Below are 24,403 nucleotides of genomic sequence, written 5' to 3'. Positions count from 1 at the left end.
CATGAGAAAAAACCTATGGATCTGGATCGTCATCATCTTATTACTTATTGCTTCCTTCCCCGGTCTTTTACAAAGAAGCATGACCGAGCATGAAAATAATACATTTGAATTAGCCTTACCATTTCAGGAGATAGACCAATTAAGTACAGCAAATGACGAATGGAACGTTAATGATGTCCTCTATTCACTGAAGGAAGCTGGTTTAACAACAGTAAGCATTACCCCATTTTCATTAAAATGGATGGAACAGGAAGGTATTGTTTCCATCTACAGTGATAAAACACTACAGCAAGCCCTAAGATTCAGTGAAACAGAGTCAGATATTAACCCAGATGACAAGGGGTACTATATCAGCAAACCTGTAAATGAATATTATGAAGAAATTATAGAGGAAACATTTCATCCAGAAGTGAGGTCAATTGGGGATGAATCGCTATTTTTTATTAAAGAAGATTCTCAAGCACTCTCTCGTAGGCTTGGATACAATCAGGAAACAATAAAGCAAATCCAGCAACATGACCTAAACATTATTTATCGCATGGAAAATCAAGAAGGTCTTATAGAAGAATCGATTAGTCAGCTAGTTGACCTTCATGATGAGAAAGCCTCTGGGGTTCTTTTTACAGGGAATGAAGTTGTTGGCTATCCCAATATAAATCTTGTAAAGACATGGTCAGACCAGCTTACAGAGGTTGGTTACCATTTTTACTTTATTGAATTCAGTATGCAGCGTGGCATGCAGACCATTGCTAGAGACACAGATTATAACACGGTACGAATGCATAGTATTCATCTAAATAACAAAACATTGCCTGAGAATATTGATCAAGCTGTAAGAGCAGTTAAAGAGCGCAATATCCGATCATTATTCTTCCATTTGCAAACAGTGGAGCCCGAAGAAACACTGGATAATGCTGTTCAATTTATAACAGAGGTTAACACGAAACTGGAACCGCAATTTCAGAACGGGACCCCTTCTCCATTTCAGAAAATCGAGACACCATGGTGGACAATCGCCTTGCTTTTGGCTGCCGGTATTTTATTTACCTATATTGTTGCGGAACTAATGAAATGGAAAAAGATCCAATGGTGGGCCGCTATATTTATGACGCTAATCGCGATCGGCTACTTTATTACACAAAAGCTTCTATTGTTACAGGCATTCGCACTGCTAATAGCCATGGCAACTCCTATTTATGCCATTCTCTCTACTAGAAAGATGCGAGATGCTAAAATGCTCACGATTAGCCTGCATTATGGAAAAGCGCTTGGCATTAGCGCTATTGGCATATTGGTTATAGTTGGGTTACTAAACGGCAACGCATTTATAACAGGGTTTGAAGCATTTCGTGGGGTGAAACTTGTCTACCTTGTACCGTTAGTATTCACCGTAGGCTATCTCTTCTGGAAAGAAGGATACCAACTCTTACAAGTAAATGTAAAGTACTGGCACATGCTGCTTATCGTGCTATTAGGTGCAATAGGTTTCTACTATATCGCCCGGACAGGAAATCATAGTACCGTTAGTGAGATTGAACTTATGGCACGGAGCTTTCTTGAAGACCTCCTTTATGTTAGACCGCGAACAAAAGAGTTTTTAATTGGGTTTCCTTTTTATATCCTGGCCCTCTATGTAATCAGACATAACGCGTTTATAGGTAAGCTTCTTTTAATACCTGGGATCATTGGATTTCTATCCATTGTAAATACATTTACACACTTGCACATTCCATTACACATTTCGTTATTGCGTACGGGATATAGCATTTTGATTGGGTATCTTATAGGTGTCTTGCTCATCCTCCTTCTAAAAATATGTATTCCTTTGATTCATAGATTACTTGAAAAGAGGTCGGTCTAATGCATATTGTAATTTCAGGTTATTTCGGTTTTGACAATGTAGGAGATGAGGCAATCCTTTATTCTATTATCGAATCCTTAAGAGCTGTTAAGCCAAACGTCAACATAACCGTTCTCTCCAACAATCCTGCGTCCACTAGTAGGACGTACAACGTTCAAGCAGTAAACAGGCGGAAACTCAAGGAAATCACACGAGCAATTCGTTCCTCAGATGGACTCATAAGTGGAGGAGGAAGCCTGTTACAGGATAAAACAGGGATGTTAACCATTCCTTATTATACTGGTGTTATGAGGATAGCCAAGTTTTTAAATAAACCTGTATTTATATATGCACAAGGTATGGGACCGATAAGCAGTAAGCTGAATAAATGGCTTGTAAAAACAACCTTAAACAATGTGAGTCAGATAACAGTAAGAGACAAAGCCTCCAAACAATTACTAAGTGATATTGGCGTTACAAGTCCTGCTCCGATTGTACCAGACCCGGTTCTTGGGCTCGATCAAGCTTCCTTCAGCCATAATTGGAAAACGAGTGAGCACTTACGCCCTTTCATTACGGTAAGTATACGAGATTGGCCAACAAAGCAAGCTTACCATAAGAAAGTGGCCACTTGTCTAGATGACCTCGCACAAAACGGCTTTGACATTGTATTTGTCCCAATGCATGGGAAACAGGATGCTGTGCAATCTAAGAAAACAGCTGACCTAATGAAAGAAAAGAGCTATCTATTTCCTTCCAACGCTTCCATACAAGAAAAGATTGCTATTATTGGAGATTCCCAATTACTTATAGGAATGCGACTCCATTCGCTTATCTTTTCAGCAATATGTACAACGCCTTTTGTGGCAATATCCTATGATCCAAAAATTGATGCGTTTGCCAGCCTTTGCGACCAGCCTGTAATAGGCCATGTAGAGAAAGACAATTGGGGATCGGATGATTTGTGGGAGACCATCAGGCGGATACTTTCGATGGAAGAATGGAAACAAGCAGAGTTAAGGCGCAAGGTTAGCGAGCACCAGCAAAACGCAAAAAAAACACCTGAAATGGTGTTCGAAACTTTCATCCAAGAGTTAAAATGCGAACAAAGCTATTAAGCTTTGCTCGCATTTTTCATTTGGTCATATCGTTTTATAACAAATCGAGAACACGTGCTGAGGAGAACTACAATTCCGGCAGCCGTGATAATGCAAAGAACTGGAATAATAAAGAATCCATACCTTGGAATGGTTAAAAATAAATTAGAAAGCCCGATATACATGAAGGCCACAGAGGCTAAAGCTAGTAGTTCCTTTTTTCGCGTTAGGACTGTAACAACACTTGTTATCAAAGCTCCGTTCACGATGATATGGTGTGTCCACTTGAACACATCCATATATGATAGAGATGTGTAATAATAAATAGCATCAGGAATTTTAAATAACTCGTATGTCTTTCCAATCGTGAACCAGGACAGCCATAGACCAAAGTTCTCCTGGAAGCCTTCTTTTATTTTCATTATCGCATAGTCTTTTGCTTCCATCCCAAGTTCATATCGTTCTTTCCAATACTCTGAGAAATCATACATATTGAACGGGTTGCTTCCTGCAAACCAACTATTCCCAGAATGAGTAGAGAACAGAATAAATTCGCCGAACGCTATATAATTCCTTATTAGCCATGGCAAAATCACAACGGATGCACCGATTCCCCAAAATATAGCGACTGAAAAGAATTGCTTATACTGATGGCGATGGCGAAATGCTATAACAGCAAAGCCAATCAGCACAAGCGGTGCAATTACGGGTCTTATCATGACACCATAACAAAATACGATAGCAAAAAGCATATGGAATATTTTTTTATTTGTATGTAAAGCTATAAGAAATACATAGATAGCTAGACAAAAAGAGAAGATCCCTGGCGTCTCTGTTAACGCTGTTCGAAAATAGTGAAGTGGCGTAAGGTAGAATGTATATAATCCAGCCGCTACAACTCCCACCCACCGATTTTTAAAGATCAGTGAAGCAATTAAATATAACAATAGAACGGTTCCAATACTCAGCACCATATTAAAGAGCTTCACCATCGTCATCTGTTCTACCTGGAATAGATCTGCAATATGGAAAATTGCTACAAGCAATAGTGGATGACCTGGCGTTACAAAAGCATTTTTTATAATTTCTCCAGTATTGCGGGTGTCATATCCGTACACGCCATGCTCGATAAGCTGGTTTGCCATGTTGGTGTATAAATAAGCATCCCTGCTACCGTATTTCCATGTATGCTCTCTTAGTTTTGCCACACTTACGGTTATTTCCCCATTCTCCAGTTGCTCTTGAATTTGCTCCTCTGTAGGTTCCACAAAATTGCTGCCAGGATGCTTTATTAAAAAATATGTATGCATGATTGTCGAAATGAATAAGAGAATTATGAGCATGTATACTGGCATTTTTTTATGTAAATGTTTTAGACCGAACGTCTTTTTCATAGATTACCTCGCTATCAGGTATACACCAAAAACAATGACGGCTGCGCCTGCCCATTGAATAGGTGTGACCGTTTCTTTAAATAAGGCGAAGCCAATAAAGATTCCTAATACATAGGCTAAACTTTGAAATGGATAGGCAATACTAAATGGCATTCTAGTGAGCAAATACAACCAGATTCCAGTCGCCAGCACATAAATGAGTCCCCCACCAATGATGTATGGTGACTTTACAACATGCAGTATCGTATGTAGTCCTACTGGGGAAAGATGAGCCATGCCCGTTTTCCAAAGCATCTGACCGCTAACTAACAAGAGAATATTGATAACTAATAAAATGTAATTCATATTTTCTTTTTCCTAACTTCATTTTTGTCCTGTTTCATTCTTTCTTGTTCTTCCTTAAGCAACGCGAATTCTTGTGTAAGGACCGTAACTTTATTATTTAATTTCGAAATACGTCTCGTTAAATCAAAGATCATGATAATGGTACTAATGAGACCAAATAAGAACAGTAAGCTTGGAGCATAGGCAATCCCAAGTATATCTGCAAGGTAGGCAAGTAAGTCTCTGGACAGACTTAACACACCAAGCACCATACAGGTAAAAATCCAAATGAGCGAATCCCTTGTTTCCAATATTCCTCTACGCACGGATTCCATTACGATAATAAAAAACAAAACAATAATAAAAAATGACATCCAGGTAATATCCATACGTCAATACTCCTTCACAATCGAAGACATTAAAATAGAGAGCGTTACCTTACCAAAATAATAAAAACTCTTCCATGTTGTAATCGATGAGGCCCCTCCCTGTCTGGATTGCATATTTGCAGGGACTTCCTTTATCCGCATCCCTTTTCTACTTAAATGCATCAGTACTTCTGGTTCTGGATAGTCCCTCGGATAATGATGAGCAAATAATTCTATTACCGCACGATTGATGGCCCTATAGCCTGATGTTGGGTCTGTGAATTTTTTTCTAGTCAGAAGTTTTAATACAAGGTAGAAGTAATAAATACCAATTCTCCTGACCCTGCTCCCTCGATAATCCGTCTTTTGTAGGAATCTAGACCCTATAACCATGTCCTGTTCTTGGTTCATAATCGGCTGGATCAAATTAACAAAGTCTTGAATGTTATGCTGACCATCTGCATCAAATTGCACGGCGATTTCAAAGTCATGATTGCAGGCATACTTATAACCTGTTTGTACTGCTCCCCCAATTCCAAGGTTCTGCGGAAGGTTGATTTGGACAACCTCAAATGTTTCTACAATTTCTTTCGTTCTATCTTGTGAACCATCATTCACCACACATATTTCCACATTGTCCAGTTCATTCTTTAACGCCATTAATCCTTCCAATGTTTTGGCAATATTGTCCTCCTCATTGTATGCCGGGACGATAATCGCCGTTTTAGGTACGTTTTTTATATCCATGGTTCTCCCCCTTTTTTATCCCGTTTTCGTTTCTTCCACTTTTTTCGTAGCATGGGACTGAGGCATTTTCCCAAATACCATCCAGCTAAATGGAATGTATGTTGACGTTAGTCTGACAACCAGCCAACTTAACAGACCTACAAAGATAAATGTGATAATTTGCCAACCATGGTAAACCAGTGGTGAACCAGATGAAACGAGCTGCCTGAACACCATTAAAAATAAAGGGTGTATCAAATAAATCCCAAAGGACGTTGCCCCAATTTCCATAAAGAACTGTTTGGTAATTGGCTTAAATACCCTATTTGCCAAATGGGCTAGATAAAACAGTAGAATGCCTGCAAACAAAGCATGGGTAGCCCAAGTAAACTCTCCTATGTATTTGGTTATGATTTCAGGCATGTTAACTGCAATGGAAGGGAATACCCCAATTCTAACGGTGTACATATAACCGGTGTACAGTATGAGTAGTACGCCGTAACCAATACATAACGGGATAAGGATACGATCTTTTATGTATTTTTTATTAAAGCTTGCTTTTATGTCATCATAATAAATACCAAGATAAGCACCAATGAAATAAAAGGACAGGTATGAAAAGGACACAGACCCTTTCCATTCAATATGAAAATAATGATTATTTAAAACAACCCATCCCCACTGCAATACTAATCCTATCCAAATTGCGTGCTTTCTCAAGAAATGAATTTTCTTAAATAGATATAATAATAATGGAAACAGAATATAAAGCTGTACACTGATAAAAACAAAATATAAATGTGTATGCGCCTTCCCAACTGCTAGTAGGGTAAGAAACCGTTGGATGGCGTAAGATATGCTGGGGTAATCATAGTAGACATACATTTTTATCACGAAATACAGAATGGAGAATAAAATGTACGGGATTAAAATATACTTCAATCGCTTCGTGTAAAATCGCTTAATCAAATCTCCATTGATCTGCCGAGGATAGTAATTGTAAAAAAGAACAAAGCTACTTAGCATAATAAATGTTGGTGTACCGAGTTTCCCTGCAATGTTAAGGAAATTATATACAGGAAAAAGAATTGAATCGGTTTCAATGCTCGTCACACCACTTGAGCTTGAATGAACGGCTAGTACTGCTAAAATAGCAAATGCCCTTGCAAGCTGTATTTCATCTAAGGCTCTTCTTTGTAAACGCTGCACTTCATCACCACATTACTTTCTATTTGTTTTTACTACGATCCTATTAATCTCAAGAAATAACCACCTAATAATCAACCAACACTACTTCTTATGTTTACTCGTTTCAATCCAATTTAATATAGGTCTGTATCGTTCACTAATAATCCCTGTTACTTCTACAATCAATTCCACCATCATTAAAACCGTGACCAAAACAATCGTTGTTCCCCATATAGCAGACCTGGTCAAAAGGACAGCTGCAAGACTAAACAACCCACTTAACGCATACAGCATGATGACAGTTTGTCTATGAGAAAAACCTAGCCTAATAATACAGTGATGGAGATGCAGTTTATCCGGTGAGGATAATGGTTTCTTTTGGATGATTCTACGTACAATCGCAAACACCGTATCTAATATCGGGATCGCCAATATAATGATGGGCACCATTAGAGAAAATATCGCTACATTTTTGAATAGGCCTAGAACTGCAATGACAGAAATCATATAGCCTAGGAATAATGAGCCGGTATCCCCCATAAATATTTTAGCGGGATAGAAATTAAATACTAAGAAGCCAAGCGTTCCCCCTAGCAATAGTAAAGACAGGAGCGCAATCGGCAAATTCCCCATTGCTCCTGCAACCAGTGAAATGGTTAGTAAAGATATCGATGAAACACCTGCAGCTAGCCCGTCCAGTCCATCAATTAAATTAATTGCGTTCGTAATGGCGACAATCCAGATAATTGTAATCGGGATAGCAGCAACACCAAATTCTATTCTGTCACCAAACGGCACGGTGATGAACTCAATTGTGTACCCGCCCATTACCGGAATGCTGGCAGCGATCAATTGCCCTATCAGTTTTATCCGTGCAGATAATTGATAGAGATCATCCAATATCCCGACGAGCACAATAATTGTGGCGCCAATTAATATCATCCAGCCACCTGCAACGTCATTAAAAAATACGAGGTAACCGATTAAAAAACTGATATAAATTGCAAGCCCTCCCATTCGGGGCATGGGTTTATCATGTACCTTGCGTAAGTTCGGTTTATCCACGGCTCCCAACTTAATAGCGAGCTTTTTTATGAATGGTGTTAAGATAATTGCTATAATAAAGCACAGTAATATACCACTATAATTCACAGTAAATCCTCCTACTTCCCTTAAAGAGGTTTTTCAAAAAATCCGGTAAAAGTGACACATCGAATTTCTTTGTTGGCTTGCTTTTCCGTTCCTCACGTATTAAAAGAATTCATTGAACTTCTGTTAAAACCGTCCACGTCCTGTGGACAAAACAGAAGTCAACACATCCTTTGTGAGCCCGGTACTCAAAGCTACACCGCCTCGAACTTCTCGGTCCTTTTTATCCTCCTTTTTGAACTCGCACTTAAACCAATATCACGAAATAAGGACCAATCTCTTGCTCCTCTACAAAACGTACAAAATAAAAATGCCCTTAAAGAGCATTATCCATTTTGTTGTTTACACTCTCTAAAAATCTAACTATTAGATGATGACTTGTTCTAAATTGTCAGCATAAGTTGCGTTATATGCTTTATATTTCTCAAGTTCATCTGTCGTAATTAAAATGGAAGGGAATTTTTTTAAACGCTGCATTTGTTCAATACTATTTACTGTCCAAGCAACCACCTGTACGCCCATTTGCTCGCATTTATTAATATATTTCTCGTTTAGACCATCAAATTTCACAGCAATATATTCTGCATCCAGCTTCTCAATTAGGCGTAAATGTGACCTTTTCATCTTTGTAACCAATGGTCCAATTTTAATATCTGAGGAAAGTACTCTCATTTTAGCAAGGGATTTATGATCAAAAGAAATCACATATACTTCTTCTTCCATTTGTAGCTTCTGAACGATACGACATACTTTCTCTTCCACTGCGTCATATAATTTGGTGTTTTTCATCTCAATTGACACATGAATTTGACCTTTAGCTAAGCGTAAAACCTCTTCTAGGGTCGGAATTTTCTCGAACTCACCAACATTAAATTCCTGCAGCTGGTCCACCGTATATTCTCTAATTTCCCCACTGCCGTCTGTCATTCTGTCAATATTATAGTCGTGCATCACAACCGGGACCCCATCCTTACTAAGATGAACATCCAACTCAATATGTGAAAATCCTAAATCAATCGCGGCTTGAAAAGAAGATAACGTGTTTTCTGGATACTTAACAGGGTAACCTCTGTGGCCTATCCCTCTAATATTCATTGAGCATTTCTCCTTTTTATTCCGTTATTATCGAGTTATTGCCTACCTCCTCGATTAATTTCATTATAAACGGGGATTATTAAGTGCATATTAGGTAGAAGTAAATAATTTGTAAATTCATATATTATGTACGTAATTACTTAACTGAAAAAGCGATACTTAATAATGGAGGTTGCTAAAAATGAAAAGAGTCATCACATATGGAACATTTGATATTCTACACCCTGGCCATATACGTTTGCTAAATAGAGCAAGGCAGTTAGGAGATTATTTAATTGTCGGGCTCTCTACTGATGAATTCAACACGATGAAAGGGAAAACAGCCTACTATACGTTTGAACAGCGAAAAGACATTTTAGAAGCACTACAAGATGTTGATAAAGTAATACCAGAAAATACATGGGGACAAAAAATAGCGGATATCGCATCTTACTCTATTGATACGTTTGTAATGGGGAATGACTGGGAAGGGGAGTTTGATTATTTAAAGGAGCATTGTGAAGTTATATACCTCCCAAGAACTACCGGGATTTCAACAACGCAAATTAAGAAGGACTTAAACAAAAATGGGTAGAGAATTCCTCATTTATGTGTACCTTCATGTTTTTCGCTTTTTCTTTACACTCTTTAAACTGTTTCCGCTACAGAAAAATAAAACGACCTTTATTGCTTCGTTTGGGCAAAATGTCTGGTTTACACTTCAGCAATTGGGCAACAGTCCTGACCAAAAATGCATCATATTACAAACAGCACGGTGTACCGAGAACCTACACGGCTATCCTTGCGAAAAAGTGATACCATTTAAGGCAAAACACCCCTTTAACTGGTTCCGAGCTATTTACCATTTAGCTACTTCTCGAATTGTATTTGTAGATAACTACTATGGTATTCTTGCCGCTTCTACGTTCCGTAAAAGCGTATACTGTATCCAACTATGGCATGCAGCTGGGGCAATTAAACGGTTTGGGTTAAAAGATCAAGCGATTAAGGAGCGATCCCAGCACACGTATCGGCGCTTTGTGAAGGTATATAAAAGAATGGATTTCGTAGTAGTAGGCTCTGAAAAAATGGGGTCGATATTTTGCTCCGCCTTTGGTTTGGACAAGCGTAATCTGTTACGTACTGGTATTCCGAGGACAGACTTTTTCTTTGATCAACATGCACAGGCAGAGGTAGTTGAAAACATAGTCGCCCAATACCCTGCTGTGCAGAATAAAAAGGTTCTTTTATACGCCCCAACATACAGAAATGGTCCCTCGGGAGAACACTTGAATATAGATCTATCGGCTTTATATAATGCTTTTTCGCAGGAATATATGCTCTTCATCCAAACTCACCCTACCGTTCAATGGAAAATCGACCAGCATTATGAAGGTTTTGTTTTTGAAATTACCAATACTACGATCAATCATATGCTATATGTCACAGATATTTTAATAACGGACTACTCTTCTGTAATATTTGAATATGCTTTACTTAAAAAGCCAATGGTGTTCTTTGCGTACGATTTAGAGGAATATGCAGAGGAAAGAGGGTTCTGGGAGGATTACACCTCACTTGTGCCCGGTCCAATTGTCGAGAACACTTCAGAACTAATTTCATGTATCAAACAGTACAATTATCCGGTATCAAAAATTGAAAAGTTTGCTGAGGAGTGGAACCATTATTCCAAGGGGGAGTCCAGTATGAATTTGGTAGACTTATTTTATTCGAAACACTAGCATTCGATCATCTTTTAGTGAATACGTATGTTTTTTTATACTTAAAACATCAACATTTTAACTATGGCGTATTTCTTCCTATCACTTATTTAACGCGTAAAAAAACCTGGTGATATACCACATATCACCAGGTTTTTATTATACCCGATTCTTCGCTTCAATTTCTTTTGAACCGGTAATGAGATAGTTAAGTTCTTCTTCTGGTATTTCATTAAACTCTTTCCGTTTTACAAGGTAGAAGATTAGACCCAGTACAATCCAGGCACCTAGCGCGATTCTAGACTCAATTCCAAGGAAAGCTGGTGACCCTGGAATTAGTAGCAAACCGAGAAATACGAGGCTTGCTAGCATCCCAATAGCAGCAATTACCTTTTTCAACGGTGAAACAGTATGTTTTTTCTCGTTAAAGGTAGCGTCTTTCTTTGTTTTAAACAAGGAGAATGCAGTATAACAAGTATAGAAATACGCAATGGTTACCCCAATCGAAGACATGTCCACGACCCAAAGCAGTGCTTCGCGGCCAAACCATGGTGCAAGCATTGCCACAATTACTGTAAAAATAATCCCAACATATGGCGTTTTATGCTTTGGATGAAGCTTAGAGAATGCTTCAGGTAATATTTTAGCACGGGACATTGCGAACAGTAATCTACTTGAAGAGATGATGAAACCGTTAAGTCCGGTGAACACACCCATTGTCAAGGCAGTTACCAGCAGGACAAGTCCCATCGTTCCTAATAGTCCTTCTATAGCTGCTGCCGTCCCCCAGACATGGGATTCCGAGACAAGTTCTTGCCAAGGACGAATCATAGCCGTAGCGATGATCATCAAACTATACAGCACTGCTGCAAAGAAAATAGCCAAAATGATTAATGAGAAAGCTTTTTTGGAGGAAAAATGAAATTCTTCCGCAGCCTGTGGGACATTGTCAAACCCAACATATGCCCACGGCGCAATTGCTACAATCGAAATAATTGCCGCAAATGCTGTAGTATCAGATGGGAAAAATGGCTGGACATTGGACAGTCCGGCTCCTGGTTGCCCTCCCACCATAAACGTTATGGCTACAATACTAAGAATCATAATTGTACAAAAGACAAACTGCATACGACCAGATATACCACTACCACGGACGTTAAAATAACCAAACGCGCCTAATGCCACGGATGCAATAATAATTTCCATTCCGTAAACATCCCAGCCCGCAATTTGGTATAAATGAAGATTTTCTATAAGTGCAGGAAAAACAAATTTGAACATTAACGCAAACGCCGAAGCATTTAAAGCTACAATACATATGTAACCAAGCGTTAGAAACCAGCCGCTGATGAATGCGTGGGTTCTACCAAGACTAATAAAAGCATAAGCGAACTCCCCGCCAGATACTGGAAAACTTTTAATCAGAAAACCGTAGCTTACAGCGATCAACATCATTAAAATAGCACCAATTCCAAAGCCGAGGATAACTCCCATCGGGCCAGCGGTGGTCATCCAGGTTGTAGGCTGTACGAATGCACCCCACCCGATTGACGAGCCAAGCGCGATTGCCCATACCCAATGTGCCTTTAATGACTTTTTCAGTGTCGTTCTTTCTTCCATAATTGGTCTCCTTAAATATATTTTGGCAGTTACAAGTTTCGTCTACCATCTAAAAAATTATACCAAACATATAATTTCTAAGCTATTTCCGCATAAGTAAGCATGAGACAGTATCAAATAACATTTAAGGGCATTTTAATTTTGAATCTTCACCAGTGTAAATTACAAGCAATTTTATTTATATTTGACTGAATTTAAAATATTCGCCTCCCTAATTGCAGAATTAAGTGGTGAATAGATGGATGACAAGTTGATTAAGTGGGCGATTTGGTTGATTGGTTGTGCTTCTTGGTCGATTGATCATCCGATTTGATCGATTGAATGCGCTTCTTAATCGATTGAACCTCTGATCTGATTGATTGACTATCCGATTTAATCGATTGATCCTCCAACTCGGTAGATATAGTCGCTCACCTCTCTAGTTTAACCCTACTATCCCCAAATAAAAAACCAGCATCCAATTATACGGAATGCTGGTTTTCATCATTACTTATCCGAAAAGATTCCAAAGTTTGCCGATAAAGGAGAATACTCGCTCAAAGATATAACCTACTAAATCATACTTATCTTCGTCTTTATCTTCATCTTTGTCTTTCCCTGGATTCTTTTTCACTTGCTTGGTGATCACAACTTCTTCCACTGTCTCATGCCCGGCAAGGTCTACTACCTTAAATTCAAATACATTCTCTCCATCCTCTAGATTGAGTTCAATGTCTTCGATTTTCTCTTTAAAGCTCTTTTTGCCGTATGGCGTTGAGAGGTCGTGGCTAAATACGTGATTGCCATTCACATAGAAATTAATATCATCAAAGTTATCTTTGATGGTTGCTGAAACTGTTACGCTATCTTCTTTTGTTTTCTTAGGAGCTTTTACTTTTAATGTTGCTTCTGCTGTATCAACAAAATACCTTCTGCCTATTTCCGTTTCATTTCCTGCGTTGTCTACTGCCTTAATATGACGGAAGTAGAAGTCATCCTTTTTGTGTGAAAGGGTTAAAGAGAAGTCGTAACGATCTTCTTCTTCGTTATAAACAAGCTCTGCTTTTTTCCCATCAACCGTTACTTCTTTTACACCAGATGCATCTGTTACATATCCGGAAAAGACTACATCTCTTGAATCATATGCCTCTAATAACTCCGGTGTTAGTAAGTGTAAATCTGGTACAGTTGTATCTGCAGGTTCTTCGACTACTGCCTCTTCTTCTTGCTCATTGCCTGCATAGTCTGTCGCTATTACAGTTACAGTGCTATCTTCATCAAAGTCTGTTAACTCATGCTCTGTTACACTTTCTGTATAAGGTGTTTCCAGTACAGATTCGCCGTCAACCAATACATCCCATGTAGCTAGCCCACTTCCTTCTCCATCATCAACAGCAACGGTTAATACTTCGCCATTCTCATCAATAGTTGCATCGACTTCTGGAGCCGTTGTATCAAGTAGCACTGGCAGCTCCAATGTTTGCCATTCAGCGTCTTCATAATCAATCACTGCTGCAGCTTGTAAATAGTACTGTCCATCTTCAGCTAACTTGTTGTTGATCTTTCCATCCCATGCCCGGTCTCCAGACAAGGAATATTCAGGTGCTGCTCCGCCGTCATAATAGTTTTTACGAAGATCTGATTCTAAGCGTATCGTACGTACGACTTTTTTGTCTTCATCAAGAACATTAAATTTTGCTTCCTTCGCATTTCTCAGGAAGGATAAGATGAGCAATGCGTCATCCTGCACTCCGTCACCATTTGGTGAGAAGGCAATCTTTTCTGGGTCTGTTTCGCCGGTTTCTAGGTTCTCACCAAGGAAACCATAGCTATCATCCCCTGTATTTGTAACAACTCCTGTCATGCCATAGAACGTCATTGCATCCCATAATGGTGTATCAAAGATTGGTGCATCATCCCAAGAACCTTTGAACCCAACATAAGGAACGGTTAATTCTGGATTTGTGTCAGTAGGATCTGTAAAGGTAACAAACCCTTCTACCCAATACCCGTTTGTGAAAATTTCTGCTAGTGAAGCATCGACTTCACTAAGATCAACGCTTACTTCAAGGCTTACTTGTCCATTAGCTGGCACCTCTACGGTTGATAAGGCTTCGCCGTTTACTGTAACAATATCGCCAAGATCATTTCCACCAAACATATTTGGTGCAGTGACAAGTACGCCACCACCATCAACAGGTGTATCTGTCTGTGCATTTGCAGAGACATCATACGTTACTGCTTCATCTGAATAGTTTTCTGCAGTTAATTCAAATGTTACTTCATTACTATTAATCTCTTTTAACGCTACTTTCGCTTCATTCGATGCTGACTCTGTTACCACTACTGGTGTTGATAATGCAGCATGGATTTGCATCAATCCTGCACCTTGACGTCTTGGTGATACAGGCGCACCATCAAAATCAACTGGTTTGGAAGTATTAAGCATTAGGTTTTTCGCTTGGTTAACGCGGTTTGCATTTCCATAACCAAATTCCTCATCTACACGCTGAAGTACAAGCGCACTTCCGCCTGAAACATGTGGTGCTGCCATGGAAGTTCCACTCATCAATCCATATTGATTGTCATTTAATGTAGAGAGAATTTGACCACCTGGTGCTGTGATTTCTGGTTTGAAATCAAGGTTTGGAGTTAATCCCCATGAAGAAAATGCACTCATTTTCCCAGCATCTGGATTATCCATTTTTGTCATTTCTCCATCAAATGAAACGGTCACAGCTTGTCCATTTTGAACTGCTTCTGCAAGCAGATCTCCATCACTTTTTAGCATAAATAGATATGGAATTGTGATAGAAGGGTCTGAGGCCATATTTACAATTCCATCTGTGTTGTTGTAAACAATTACTCCTGCTGCCCCTGCATTTTGAGCGTTAAGTCCTTTTTCTGTGAAGGCAATCTCTCCACGCTGAATCAAGACATATTTACCTTCAACATCTTTTCCTTCAAAGTCCTCTGGAAGCCCTAACCCAGCTTCTACGACTTCATATGCTTCTCCGTCTGTCGAAGGGAAAGTATCCCCTGCTGATAGAAATGCTGCTGTACCTGCTTCTTCATCAATGCTATATTGTAATGCGTCTACTTCCATAAACGTGTTCTCATAAGACGCTACTTGTGTGGAATCATTTGCCACTCCTGGAGAACCACTTACTCCATAATCAGGATTGGAGGCATATGGATAAAAGAAACCTTCTGCAAACAATGCTGAGTTACCAGCAGAAATGGACATTAGAATTCCATTGTCTACTGCACGAGATACAGCACGTTGCTCAGGAGAATCCGCATCAACATAACCGGATGGTGACCCAAGACTCATGTTTAATACATCGGCACCAAGCTTGATAGAATCATCAATCGCTTTAATGTAAATATCACCATAGGTTGTTTGTAGCTCCGGATCATTGCCGAATACTTTTAATGCAAGCAATTGTGCTTCAGGAGCAATTCCTAGAATACCACCGTTATCCTCGTCGCCATTCGCAGCAACGGTTCCGCCTACGTGCATTCCGTGATAGCTTGCTCCACTATGGATTTCACGCACTTCATCATTTTCATCCATGTAGTTATAGCCATATGGCACTTTTTCCGTATAATATTTTCCAGGAAGTCCTTCGTTACTGATTGTGTCCTGAACAAATTCTTCTGACAGTCCACCCTCAACATCTTCGGAAAGAACCATATCCTGGTGCGTATAGTCAATGCCAGTATCAATAATACCGACTACCATACCTTCCCCTTTATAACCATAATCTCGCCAAGCCTTTTGTGCTTCTACGAGTTCTTTACTGTACTTCATTTCCGGTTGTACCTTTGGTTGTTCATACTCTGTCACGATAGAAACCGTTTTAACATCAGGAAGTTCTCTAATAAGCTCGAGATCGCCCTGCTTTACTTCCGCACTAAAACCATTGACGACCGTAGTAAATTCTTGTAAGTATTTTGCTTCTACTTTCTTTTTCTTCATCTCTTCTTTTACTGCCTTTTGTTTTGATTTGGCAGCTTTCGTTAATTTCTGCTTCTCAGATTCGCCCATTGTATTAAACATAATACCTTTTTTAGTAGCCTTTTCAATTGGCGCTTCGTCATCCATTTCTACTATAACCCGAACTTGCTTATCAGGATCATCTGTTTCCTTCATTTCTGTTGTTTTGGCCTTGTCCTTTTTATTCGCATTCTGTGGCAACGTTTTTTCCGCTGCACTTACCATCGCGAAATTACTAAAGACCATTAATACCGTTAAAAATATAATAGCAATTTTCCTACGCATTTCTCTCCCCCTCTAAAATAGTAATCTACTAAATCAAAAAAAGTTCCTCCTTCTCTGAATGTTTCGTGACATAATATTCAGATATTAATATCATACAGAAAACAAGACTATTGTAATAGCGCCAATAGTCCTGGGTAAGAAGTCTGTTTATTTGAAATTTAACTACAATTCTCCCTCGTTAACTGTTCATTATGTATTAAAAAAGGAAGTCCATCTATTTAATAGAACGCACAGCGTTGCTCCATCAAAAGGACTATTAACGAAAGATAGATATTCAAAAACCCGACAGCTGCAAACTTTCGCAGTTGTCGGGTTTTGTTTTATTATATATTCGCTTTAGAACCAGCTATGGTGGAATACGCCTTCTTTATCTTTTCGTTCAAACGTATGGGCACCAAAATAGTCACGCTGTGCTTGGATAAGATTTGCTGGTAGATCCTCACTACGGTAGCTGTCAAAGTATGCAACAGCACTAGAAAGTGTTGGAACAGCAATTCCGTTTTTAATTGCAACGGCAACCACTTCACGAAGTGCTGACTGATAGCCTTCGACAATTTCCTTGAAGTATGGATCAAGCAGAAGATTTTTCAATTCTGGATCACGGTCATAGGCATCTTTGATTTTTTGTAGGAAATGAGCACGAATGATACAACCTCCGCGCCAAATCATGGCAATATCTCCATAGTTTAAGTCCCAGCCATTTTCCTCAGACTGTGCACGCATTTGGGCGAACCCTTGAGCGTACGAACAAATTTTACTCATATATAAAGCTTTTCGAATTGCTTCAATAAGCTCTTTCTTGTCCCCATCATAGGCTTTAGGTGTTGGTCCTGAAATAACACCGCTAGCATGAACACGTTCTTCTTTTAATGAGGAAATGTAACGAGCAAATACAGATTCTGTAATCAATGGAAGTGGCACCCCTAGATCAAGGGCATTTTTACTTGTCCATTTTCCAGTACCTTTTTGGCCGGCTTTATCAAGGATAACATCAACCATTGGTTTGCCTGTTTCTTCATCATTTTTTGTGAAGATATCAGCTGTTATTTCAATTAAATAACTGTCAAGCTCGCCTTTATTCCATTCGGTGAATACCTCGTGTAACTCATCCGCTTCTAATCCCAATACATGCTTCAAAATGAAGTAGGCTTCTGAGATTAGTTGCATGTCACCATATTCAATTCCGTTATGCACCATTTTCACATAATGGCCGGCGCCATCTGGGCCGATGTACGTGGTACAGCTGTCGCCATCTACTTTTGCTGCAATAGCTTCAAATATTGGTGCGACTAAATCATAGGCTTCTTTTTGGCCACCTGGCATGATAGACGGGCCTTTAAGTGCGCCTTCTTCTCCACCTGATACACCTGTTCCAATGAAATGAATACCGGATTCACTCAAGCTCTTATTACGGCGGATCGTATCTTCAAATAACGTGTTTCCGCCATCAATTAAGATATCCCCTTTTGCCAAGTGGGGTTTCAACGACTCAATGGTTGCATCCGTTGCAGGACCTGCTTTGACCATGAGCATAATCTTACGAGGTTTTTCTAGTGATTGAACAAATTCTTCAATCGTTGTGCTTCCGACAAAATTCTTTCCTTTTGCCTCTTCATTTAAAAACGCTTCTGTTTTCTCTGGTGAGCGATTAAACACAGCAACAGAGTAGCCTCTACTTTCAATATTTAAGGCAAGGTTTTTTCCCATTACTGCCAAACCTATAACGCCAATTTGTTGTTTTGCCATTAGAACTCCTTCTTTCTGATAAATATATCTATGCTTTCTCTAGCATATACTACCTAAAGGTATTACGTCATCTAATCAACCTCTGAGAGTCTATTTTCTAAGTTGTACTTATTTTCCGTAATTATTCAAAACAAAAGCGGAAGCGCCCGTTTAGAGACGTACGGACTGGACTGAGCCGTAGTAGATAAAGGAAACACGGCGACCAATGGAAGCAGATGTTGACTTTCACCTTCCAGGTATAAGTGCGACTAAGCCTCTGGTTGTCACCAATCGGCAAGTCTTCTTTATCGTACAGAGGTGAAGGAAGTCTCGCTAGTCTCTGGGCGCTGGAGCTGGAAGTGACACTTTCACTACTTTCTCTTAAATAGTCTCCCGATTGAATCAAGTACCGGGCGCTTCCCACCCATCACAATTCCGGCAAGCTCCGCAAAAATATGTAATAGTGCTAAAACAAACAGCGTAATTACAAAGGAAATGGTGATATTCGCATTCGAGAACAAAATAGCCATGGCTCCAAATAAGGCACTAAACCCATAGATAATGAGTACCGTGGTGCGATGACTGTATCCTGCATGAAGCAGCTGATAATGAACATGCTTATTATCCGCCATCATAATATTTTCTTTATTATACGCCCTTCTTACAATCGCAAATAAGGTGTCGAATATTGGCACTGCCAGTACTATAATTGGAATAATAAAGCTGAACAAAGCGATATTTTTAAACAAACCGAGCATCGACACGACTGCAATCATATACCCGAGAAAGTTTGATCCCGAATCTCCCATATAAATCTTTGCTGGGTAAAAGTTATGAAATAAAAATCCAAGATTTGCGCCAATCAACACAATACTTAAATAGGCAACAAGGAGTTGGGCATCAATAAGCGCCATGATAAAAATGCTAATTAACGCAATCGTTGTGACACCAGTCGCAAGCCCGTCTAGACCATCGATCAAATTGATTGCATTCGTAATCCCCACGACCCATAAAACCGTGATCAGCACGCTAACAAAGCCCAATTCGACTGTACCGAAGAACGGCAAGGTGAGTTTTTCAATGATCAGGCCTGACGAAACAAGAAAAGAAGCAGCAACTAATTGGCCTGTTAGCTTAACTACTGGCCTTATACTGAAGCGATCATCCAAAGCGCCTGTCAAAATGATAACCAGTGCACCGATTAGTATTTCCGGTAGATGCGGATGGCTAGGCTGTAAATAAAGAGCACCCAAAAACGCACCAAGGAAGATAGCAATGCCACCAAGTCTTGGCGTAACTTTTTTATGTACTTTTCGGTGGTTTGGCAGATCCACTGCCCCAATGACGTTAGCAAATTTTATAACGGGATATGTTAACACAAGGGATGAGATTGCTGCAATAAGAAATGCGATTACGAAGTCGACATAATTAAACATAAATTTCTCCTATAATTCATGATGACTGACCCTTCTATTTTTCCGTAGAAGAGGATGTTCAAAAAGTCCGGTAAAAATGACACATCGGTACTGATGACCTTCGACTAAATTCCGACACGTCCTGTGTCGACCGTCGAAGTCACCACATCCTGTGGAAGCTCGTTAGCTTGCTTTTCCGTTCCTCACGTATTAAAAGAATTCATTGAACTTCTGTTAAAACCGTCCACGTCCTGTGGACAACACAGAAATCAACACATCCTGTGTAAGCCCGGCACTCAAAGCTACGCCGCCTTGAACTTCTCGGTCCTTTATATCCTCCTTTTTGAACACACACTAGAACTTTCCTAGATTATATCGAAAAAAGTAAGCTTCAAGCAAGTTTCTTTTTGGAAACAATCGCTCACACCGTGTAGTCCCTCCAAAAAGTGCGCCATATGCTTGTTTTTATCTATTATCTTCCTTTGCAAAACCCGTAAAAAAATGAAACATTCACCCTGTTAAGCCGTACTACAACATGTTGCTGAAAGGAGGTGGATAAAATGGTGGCCTATTATTTTGTCGCAGCTGCTGTTCTAGCTGCATTACCAATACTTACTCTTTATAAAGTTTTAGTGGGAAAACTAAAAGAAGAACCATCAGCACAAGCAAGCATCCAACAGAAATTTTTTATCGGTGTAGCACTTAGCGAAACAATCCCGCTATTATTAATCGTGTTCGGCTACATAAATATTACGCCCGTTAATTCGGTGGAAGAGTTGTATATTCCCGGTCTCATTGTTCTCTTCATTATGGCTTACGCTGTTTTCTTTATTTTTCTACAACGCAATGTTGATGTCACACCAGAGGCTAAGCCAATTGTACAATCTTTTACACTGATTAGTTTAGCTTTGGCTTTAGGGGTGCCAATTATTGCATTAGTTTCTTTATTTATGATGATGCCATAACGGGAAGCCTATTTCTTCCTATCAATCCATTAATAAAAACCTTTTTGGATCTGGTTTGACCTATTAAAAAGCAGGGTACCTTCTACAAAAAGGAGGGACCCTTAATGGAACCTAAATTTAAAATTTACCATAACGACGAACAATTAAGTGAAGCGGTTGATAAACTCCGCAACGATGGTATACCTGATGATGATATCTATATCCTTTCTATAGATAATGATCATGATCGCAGAGCAAGAAAAGAAACCGATGCAAATAAAATCGGTGCTAAAGTTACCGGCGTTAGTACGGCACTCAAAAATGTTTTCAAAGGTAAAGGGGACACCATACGTTCAAAACTAAATGAGATTGGCTTTGATAAATCGAAGTCTGAACAATTAAAAGTTGAATTAGATAAAGGGAAGACCTTGCTTGTTGTAACAAACCAAGAACAAATAGATATTTAACTACTTTGTAGCGATGCCTACAGGAGAAAAGAAATCTTTCTTCTGTAGGCTATTTTTATCCCGGGGCAACCGTCCGTAAGATCCCCACTTCAAAACATGAAGTGAGTTTAAGTGGGAGTAAACGGACGCTAACACCCCGATTCGTTCAACTAACAATCAATGGGGGAAGAACAAAACCCCCACTGATTGAAGTTTCACTTTATCTCCATAAACAAAAGTGTAACGAAAAAGTAACCTTTGTCATCTTTTTCGGAGTATCCCCCATATCATCCTCTTTCTATATTTCAAAAGTGGCTTGCGAAGAAATAATTGATGTAATATTTGGTATTTATTTAAAATGTGCCTTTATACCGAGTTTCGCCTGTGTTCCGTAAGGCTATAGATAACAAACTTCATAGATAATAAATAAGATCCCCAGAAAGGAGCAAGCAAGTGTGTGACAAGGAGAATAAAACGGTATCCAGACACAAGATGGAACAAAAGCAGCAACCATCCGTCCCATATGCTCTTGCAGGAGGAATTGTAGGAGCTGGTTTTGGTTTCTTAGCTAGTCCAGAAAACGGTAAAAGAATCGTTAACCGTATTGGTCAATCTTCTGTGCTTAAAATTGCTGGACGGGAAGTACTGCGAACTACCCAGGATATGCTGACAGAGCAGGCTATGTTAGCTTTACGCCAGAATGCAACAGGTTACATCCAAAAGTACACCGACAAATTGCACGAACCAAGACAGGAAACCAATCCAGATGCGTTGGAGAACAACCAAGATCCTTATCAAGAAAAATACGAGGAGTTAAAAGAGGAAAATAAAAACCTCCATAACAATCTGCAACGGATTGAAGACAAGTTAAATACTTTACTTGAGGTGGTTGGGAAGGGTGAATAATCACCGTAAAGGGGGAATTTAATGGCAGATGTAGTCAAGAAAACAGTTAAAAAAGTTGCAAAGAAGGCACTTGAAAAAACACCTGATGCGATCGAAGAGAAAGCAAAGGACAAAGTGCAAGAAAAAGCAACAAACCTTATGAAAGATAAAGTAGAAGAGAAAGCAAGATCACAAGCAGAAATGGCTGCCAACAAGTTAAAAAAGGTCAAAGAAAATAACAATAAGAAAGTTCATTCACGAGCCGAAGCTGCGAAGGAAACGATGCAGGACAGTCTGTTGGCTGTTCGGGACAAATTGAGTGATGCCAAAGAAGCCGGTGAAGCATTACAGGAGAAAGTAAGTAATGGCAACCGTACCAAAGGCCGAGCTCGCACCTTAAAAGGGCCGAATGATATAAAAGGTATTTCCCATATCAAAGGCATTAGTGATCTTAAGAGCACGGCAGATATCAAGAAGGCCACAAATATAAAGTCACCTAAGGATATAAAGACATTAGGTTCAAAATAATCGATTGCGAAAGGAGAATGAATCATGGCAGTACAAAAGAGTACAGACAGTTCAAGCTTAGCAGAGGTTATTGACCGAATTCTTGATAAAGGGATTGTAATTGATGCCTATGTGAGAGTTTCTGTAGTAGGTATCGAAATTTTAACCGTGGAAGCAAGAGTTGTCATCGCAAGTGTTGATACGTGGTTGCGCTATGCAGAAGCTGTTGGGCTACTACGGGATGACGTTGAGGAAGAAGGCTTACCAGCACAGCAAAATGAACGAGATGCTCAGTTCAGTATATAAGTACGTATTCAAAAGATGGAGATGTTCACTTTTGGAGAACAGTAGGATGATGCCTACTGTCCTCCCCTTATTTAAAGGAGTTGGAGGATGCAATGGCTATTAAAGAATTAATGGATAATGTAGCGGAATTTTTCAGAGCAAACGTTGCTCCCCCTCATAAAATTACATCCGCAGAAAAAGGAGAAGAGAATGGCTGGAGAGTAACAATCGAAGTAATTGAAGAAAAAGAGTATATGAGAAAATACGCAAAGGATGAAATGCTAGGTATTTATGAAGTCTTTTTAAATGATGAAGAAGAGGTAACTTCATTTAAGCGCCTAGATATCCGCTACCGAAGCAAGATTGAATAAATGATGCCTTCGATGGTATGTAAAGGAGTGACGGATAAATGACCGAAACAGAACAAACCGGAATCTACATTTTTTGCGCAGTCCAAACAAGCGAACCAATTGATTATGGCCCCATCGATATTGATGGAGTCCCAAGGGATACCTTCGCTGTCCAATATCAAGATGCTGCGATGATCGCCTGTGAAGCTCCCATGAAAATCTATCACCCAAACAAGGAAAATTTAATGATGCACCAATCAATGGTTTCAAGAGTGATGGAAGCAAATGACACAGTCATCCCTATCAGTTTTGGAAATGTATTTAAAACGGAGAAGGATGTACAAATATTACTTGAAAACCTTTATGGCCAGTTTACTGAAATTTTTCCAGAGATTAAGGGGAAAATTGAAGTTGGTTTAAAGGTGATCGGAAAAAAGGAGTGGCTAGAAAAGAAAGTACAGGAAGATCCTGAGCTGGGGAAAATGGCAGCGACCACAAAGAGCAAGTCAGCCGCAGCTGGGTACTATGACCGTATAAAGCTTGGCGGAGCAGCGAAGAGCTTTATCACGAGCCTTAGACAGGATGTGCAAAAAAACATTTACCATCCTCTTAAATCCCAGGCAACTGCAGCTACTTCAAATGAGACACAAGGGGAGAAAATTTTATTAAATGCCTCCTTTTTAGTCGACCGCGAACAAGAGGAGCAATTCGATGAACTGGTCAATGAACGGCATGATCAGTGGAAGGATAAAGTAGATTTTCAATACACTGGTCCCTGGCCAGCCTATAATTTCATCAATATTCGTCTAAGTGTTGAGGAAGCCTGATGCTTGTCTCAGGGTCTATTAAAACCATTATCGGTATAGCCAAGAAAGTACAGGAAGAAGTCGATAAGGAACTATATGACCTACCGACAATACAGCAAAAGCTTATTCAACTACAGATGATGTACGAATTGGAAGAAATACCTGAAGAAACGTATAAAGCGAAAGAAACAGAATTACTTTTACGTTATGAAGTGGCTAAGAAAAAAGAAATGGAACAATGGGAAGCACTTACGACGCAAAAGGAAGAGGATTAA

23 protein-coding genes are annotated in these 24,403 nt (G+C 39.4%); 12 read left to right on the top strand and 11 right to left on the bottom strand.

Translation table 11 applies throughout. The features are described 5' to 3' along the window. Nucleotide 1 precedes the first annotated feature (1 nt). Both ACTWPF_RS03250 and csaB read left to right on the top strand, forming a co-directional pair. Nucleotides 2-1,861: a DUF5693 family protein gene (locus tag ACTWPF_RS03250; RefSeq protein WP_443148263.1), complete on the top strand. Its 1,860-nt coding sequence runs from the start codon at nt 2-4 to the stop codon at nt 1,859-1,861. Next, nucleotides 1,861-2,958: a polysaccharide pyruvyl transferase CsaB gene (gene csaB / locus ACTWPF_RS03245; protein WP_443148262.1), complete on the top strand. Its 1,098-nt coding sequence runs from the start codon at nt 1,861-1,863 to the stop codon at nt 2,956-2,958. Before ACTWPF_RS03250 ends, csaB begins: the two co-directional genes overlap by 1 nt. Here the strand turns inward: csaB and ACTWPF_RS03240 are convergent. The 7 genes from ACTWPF_RS03240 to ACTWPF_RS03210 all read right to left on the bottom strand — a co-directional run bounded on the left by ACTWPF_RS03240 (nt 2,955) and on the right by ACTWPF_RS03210 (nt 9,181). Next, nucleotides 2,955-4,331 carry an ArnT family glycosyltransferase gene (locus tag ACTWPF_RS03240; RefSeq protein WP_443148261.1) on the bottom strand — a complete coding sequence of 459 codons (1,377 nt, stop codon included), beginning with the start codon at nt 4,329-4,331 and terminating at the stop codon, nt 2,955-2,957. The two genes, csaB and ACTWPF_RS03240, sit on opposite strands and share 4 nt — an antisense overlap. Before the next feature lie 3 nt (nt 4,332-4,334). After that, nucleotides 4,335-4,676: an EamA family transporter gene (locus ACTWPF_RS03235; RefSeq protein WP_238018034.1), complete on the bottom strand. Its 342-nt coding sequence runs from the start codon at nt 4,674-4,676 to the stop codon at nt 4,335-4,337. Next, nucleotides 4,673-5,044 (bottom strand): DUF2304 domain-containing protein, encoded by a 372-nt coding sequence (locus ACTWPF_RS03230; protein ID WP_238018033.1) that lies wholly within the window; start codon nt 5,042-5,044, stop codon nt 4,673-4,675. Before ACTWPF_RS03230 ends, ACTWPF_RS03235 begins: the two co-directional genes overlap by 4 nt. A gap of 3 nt (nt 5,045-5,047) precedes the next feature. Further along, nucleotides 5,048-5,770: a glycosyltransferase family 2 protein gene (locus tag ACTWPF_RS03225; RefSeq protein WP_238018031.1), complete on the bottom strand. Its 723-nt coding sequence runs from the start codon at nt 5,768-5,770 to the stop codon at nt 5,048-5,050. A 15-nt stretch (nt 5,771-5,785) separates the two neighbouring features. Next, nucleotides 5,786-6,958, bottom strand: a complete 1,173-nt coding sequence (locus ACTWPF_RS03220; protein WP_443148260.1) for an acyltransferase — start codon at nt 6,956-6,958, stop codon at nt 5,786-5,788. A gap of 81 nt (nt 6,959-7,039) precedes the next feature. After that, entirely contained in the window at nt 7,040-8,089 is a 1,050-nt protein-coding gene (locus ACTWPF_RS03215) for a glycosyltransferase family 4 protein (protein ID WP_443148259.1), read from the bottom strand. A 363-nt stretch (nt 8,090-8,452) separates the two neighbouring features. Then, on the bottom strand, nt 8,453-9,181 hold the full coding sequence (locus ACTWPF_RS03210; RefSeq protein WP_051558093.1) for a glycerophosphodiester phosphodiesterase: 729 nt from the start codon (nt 9,179-9,181) through the stop codon (nt 8,453-8,455). Nucleotides 9,182-9,362: 181 nt separating this feature from the next. Here ACTWPF_RS03210 and tagD point away from each other — a divergent pair, with 181 nt between their 5' ends. Together tagD and ACTWPF_RS03200 are read left to right on the top strand one after the other, a co-directional pair. Beyond that, nucleotides 9,363-9,755: a glycerol-3-phosphate cytidylyltransferase gene (gene tagD, locus ACTWPF_RS03205; RefSeq protein ID WP_443148258.1), complete on the top strand. Its 393-nt coding sequence runs from the start codon at nt 9,363-9,365 to the stop codon at nt 9,753-9,755. Beyond that, the gene (locus tag ACTWPF_RS03200; protein WP_443148257.1) at nt 9,748-10,902 is read left to right on the top strand and encodes a CDP-glycerol glycerophosphotransferase family protein; all 1,155 of its coding nucleotides are present in this window, start codon (nt 9,748-9,750) and stop codon (nt 10,900-10,902) included. The genes tagD and ACTWPF_RS03200 overlap by 8 nt, the downstream gene beginning before the upstream one ends. Before the next feature lie 138 nt (nt 10,903-11,040). Here ACTWPF_RS03200 and ACTWPF_RS03195 read toward each other — a convergent pair whose 3' ends face one another. The 4 genes from ACTWPF_RS03195 to ACTWPF_RS03180 form a co-directional block, all read right to left on the bottom strand. After that, nucleotides 11,041-12,501 carry an APC family permease gene (locus ACTWPF_RS03195; RefSeq protein WP_443148256.1) on the bottom strand — a complete coding sequence of 487 codons (1,461 nt, stop codon included), beginning with the start codon at nt 12,499-12,501 and terminating at the stop codon, nt 11,041-11,043. Nucleotides 12,502-12,991: 490 nt separating this feature from the next. After that, nucleotides 12,992-16,765, bottom strand: coding sequence for a S8 family serine peptidase (locus ACTWPF_RS03190; protein WP_443148255.1), 3,774 nt, complete (start codon nt 16,763-16,765; stop codon nt 12,992-12,994). Between the two features lie 336 nt (nt 16,766-17,101). After that, entirely contained in the window at nt 17,102-18,511 is a 1,410-nt protein-coding gene (gene gndA, locus ACTWPF_RS03185; RefSeq protein ID WP_443148254.1) for an NADP-dependent phosphogluconate dehydrogenase, read from the bottom strand. Nucleotides 18,512-18,861: 350 nt separating this feature from the next. Next, on the bottom strand, nt 18,862-19,926 hold the full coding sequence (locus ACTWPF_RS03180) for an MraY family glycosyltransferase (protein WP_161463859.1): 1,065 nt from the start codon (nt 19,924-19,926) through the stop codon (nt 18,862-18,864). Between the two features lie 539 nt (nt 19,927-20,465). Between ACTWPF_RS03180 and ACTWPF_RS03175 the strand changes: the two genes are divergently transcribed. From ACTWPF_RS03175 to ACTWPF_RS03140, 8 genes are all read left to right on the top strand, one after another. Next, on the top strand, nt 20,466-20,870 hold the full coding sequence (locus ACTWPF_RS03175) for a hypothetical protein (protein WP_443148253.1): 405 nt from the start codon (nt 20,466-20,468) through the stop codon (nt 20,868-20,870). A gap of 104 nt (nt 20,871-20,974) precedes the next feature. Continuing rightward, a complete protein-coding gene (locus tag ACTWPF_RS03170) occupies nt 20,975-21,316 on the top strand; it encodes a general stress protein (protein ID WP_443148252.1) in 342 nt (113 codons plus the stop codon). 432 nt (nt 21,317-21,748) lie between these two features. Then, nucleotides 21,749-22,201 carry a GvpT/GvpP family gas vesicle accessory protein gene (gene gvpT / locus ACTWPF_RS03165; protein ID WP_443148251.1) on the top strand — a complete coding sequence of 151 codons (453 nt, stop codon included), beginning with the start codon at nt 21,749-21,751 and terminating at the stop codon, nt 22,199-22,201. A 21-nt stretch (nt 22,202-22,222) separates the two neighbouring features. Continuing rightward, entirely contained in the window at nt 22,223-22,708 is a 486-nt protein-coding gene (gene gvpQ / locus ACTWPF_RS03160; protein ID WP_161463861.1) for a gas vesicle protein GvpQ, read from the top strand. A 24-nt stretch (nt 22,709-22,732) separates the two neighbouring features. Continuing rightward, nucleotides 22,733-22,993: a gas vesicle protein GvpJ gene (gvpJ, locus tag ACTWPF_RS03155; protein WP_036578416.1), complete on the top strand. Its 261-nt coding sequence runs from the start codon at nt 22,733-22,735 to the stop codon at nt 22,991-22,993. A gap of 92 nt (nt 22,994-23,085) precedes the next feature. Further along, on the top strand, nt 23,086-23,343 hold the full coding sequence (gene gvpO / locus ACTWPF_RS03150; RefSeq protein ID WP_161463862.1) for a gas vesicle protein GvpO: 258 nt from the start codon (nt 23,086-23,088) through the stop codon (nt 23,341-23,343). A 38-nt stretch (nt 23,344-23,381) separates the two neighbouring features. Next, nucleotides 23,382-24,149: a GvpL/GvpF family gas vesicle protein gene (locus tag ACTWPF_RS03145; RefSeq protein WP_161463863.1), complete on the top strand. Its 768-nt coding sequence runs from the start codon at nt 23,382-23,384 to the stop codon at nt 24,147-24,149. After that, nucleotides 24,149-24,403, top strand: a complete 255-nt coding sequence (locus ACTWPF_RS03140; protein WP_199848496.1) for a gas vesicle protein GvpG — start codon at nt 24,149-24,151, stop codon at nt 24,401-24,403. The genes ACTWPF_RS03145 and ACTWPF_RS03140 overlap by 1 nt, the downstream gene beginning before the upstream one ends.

The sequence above is a fragment of the Oceanobacillus sp. M65 genome (genome assembly GCF_052246275.1).
Taxonomy (GTDB): domain Bacteria; phylum Bacillota; class Bacilli; order Bacillales; family Amphibacillaceae; genus Oceanobacillus_B; species Oceanobacillus_B jordanicus.
Note: the sequence above shows the minus strand (reverse complement) of the source record. Positions and strands in the feature narration are given on the sequence as shown.

Bases quoted from the DNA above. Each gene is read 5' to 3' on its own strand.
- ACTWPF_RS03250 (WP_443148263.1), top strand. From the start codon at position 2: ATGAGAAAAAACCTATGGATCTGGATCGTCATCATCTTATTACTTATT.
- csaB (WP_443148262.1), top strand. From the start codon at position 1,861: ATGCATATTGTAATTTCAGGTTATTTCGGTTTTGACAATGTAGGAGAT.
- ACTWPF_RS03240 (WP_443148261.1), bottom strand. From the start codon at position 4,331: ATGAAAAAGACGTTCGGTCTAAAACATTTACATAAAAAAATGCCAGTA.
- ACTWPF_RS03235 (WP_238018034.1), bottom strand. From the start codon at position 4,676: ATGAATTACATTTTATTAGTTATCAATATTCTCTTGTTAGTTAGCGGT.
- ACTWPF_RS03230 (WP_238018033.1), bottom strand. From the start codon at position 5,044: ATGGATATTACCTGGATGTCATTTTTTATTATTGTTTTGTTTTTTATT.
- ACTWPF_RS03225 (WP_238018031.1), bottom strand. From the start codon at position 5,770: ATGGATATAAAAAACGTACCTAAAACGGCGATTATCGTCCCGGCATAC.
- ACTWPF_RS03210 (WP_051558093.1), bottom strand. From the start codon at position 9,181: ATGAATATTAGAGGGATAGGCCACAGAGGTTACCCTGTTAAGTATCCA.
- tagD (WP_443148258.1), top strand. From the start codon at position 9,363: ATGAAAAGAGTCATCACATATGGAACATTTGATATTCTACACCCTGGC.
- ACTWPF_RS03200 (WP_443148257.1), top strand. From the start codon at position 9,748: ATGGGTAGAGAATTCCTCATTTATGTGTACCTTCATGTTTTTCGCTTT.
- ACTWPF_RS03195 (WP_443148256.1), bottom strand. From the start codon at position 12,501: ATGGAAGAAAGAACGACACTGAAAAAGTCATTAAAGGCACATTGGGTA.
- ACTWPF_RS03190 (WP_443148255.1), bottom strand. From the start codon at position 16,765: ATGCGTAGGAAAATTGCTATTATATTTTTAACGGTATTAATGGTCTTT.
- gndA (WP_443148254.1), bottom strand. From the start codon at position 18,511: ATGGCAAAACAACAAATTGGCGTTATAGGTTTGGCAGTAATGGGAAAA.
- ACTWPF_RS03180 (WP_161463859.1), bottom strand. From the start codon at position 19,926: ATGTTTAATTATGTCGACTTCGTAATCGCATTTCTTATTGCAGCAATC.
- ACTWPF_RS03175 (WP_443148253.1), top strand. From the start codon at position 20,466: ATGGTGGCCTATTATTTTGTCGCAGCTGCTGTTCTAGCTGCATTACCA.
- ACTWPF_RS03170 (WP_443148252.1), top strand. From the start codon at position 20,975: ATGGAACCTAAATTTAAAATTTACCATAACGACGAACAATTAAGTGAA.
- gvpQ (WP_161463861.1), top strand. From the start codon at position 22,223: ATGGCAGATGTAGTCAAGAAAACAGTTAAAAAAGTTGCAAAGAAGGCA.
- gvpJ (WP_036578416.1), top strand. From the start codon at position 22,733: ATGGCAGTACAAAAGAGTACAGACAGTTCAAGCTTAGCAGAGGTTATT.
- gvpO (WP_161463862.1), top strand. From the start codon at position 23,086: ATGGCTATTAAAGAATTAATGGATAATGTAGCGGAATTTTTCAGAGCA.
- ACTWPF_RS03145 (WP_161463863.1), top strand. From the start codon at position 23,382: ATGACCGAAACAGAACAAACCGGAATCTACATTTTTTGCGCAGTCCAA.
- ACTWPF_RS03140 (WP_199848496.1), top strand. From the start codon at position 24,149: ATGCTTGTCTCAGGGTCTATTAAAACCATTATCGGTATAGCCAAGAAA.